Raw genomic sequence first — 743 nt, forward strand, 5'->3', positions numbered from 1 at the left:
GGCTCGGCATTGGGTCGAGCAGAATGCAGGCAAGGCGATCAGCGGCAGCCGCGATCCGGCGGCGCGCACCGTCGGCATCATTGAACCGAAGAATGACGACCTCATCAGCAACCGATGCCGGTGTGCCTGCATAGGCCGGCACGGCGACAGGCGCCTCCGGCGATCCCCATATTGAGGGCGTACCCCCCTGTCCCGCCTCCGCCCAGTCATAGGAGCCGTGATAGGCGCCTTCAATCTTGGCAATGCCCGGGCGTCCGGTAAACGCGCGCGCCGCCTTAATGGCGAACATCACAGCCTCGGTGCCAGTATTGACGAAGCGGATCTGCTCGACCGCCGGAATGCGATCAACCAGCAATTCAGCAAGGTCAATTTCATGCGCCGTCGGATTGGAAAAGCAGGTGCCGTCACGAAGCATCCGCGCCACGGCATCAAGCGCCGGGGCAAAACCATGCCCATGGATCAGGGTGGTGAAATTGTTGTTGAGGTCCAGAAAACGCTGTCCGTCAACGTCAACCAGATAAGCACCCTCGCCCCTCAGGACGTAGCGCGGCGTGGGATCACGTTCGACGGTAGCGCGGGTGGTGCCATCGGGGAAAACGGTGTGGCCACGAGCAAATAGTCTCGTTGATTGGGCGTCAGGCGGCGCGGGGATTTCGTGCAACATATTATCAGACTCTCCTCGGGAAATGAACGGGACCATCGTCCGCCGGACGTTTTGTTGCAACAAAATAGCGAAAGCCCGC

General features: G+C 60.7%; 1 protein-coding gene. It reads right to left on the reverse strand.

The window, feature by feature from the left end; all coding sequences use genetic code 11:
* The coding region (locus NKI17_RS36890; protein WP_352907956.1) for an aminotransferase class III-fold pyridoxal phosphate-dependent enzyme at nt 1-664 on the reverse strand (664 nt) is incomplete at its 3' end.
* Nucleotides 665-743 lie beyond the last annotated feature (79 nt).

This window comes from Mesorhizobium sp. M0816, assembly GCF_040320005.1.
Classification (GTDB): Bacteria; Pseudomonadota; Alphaproteobacteria; order Rhizobiales; family Rhizobiaceae; genus Mesorhizobium.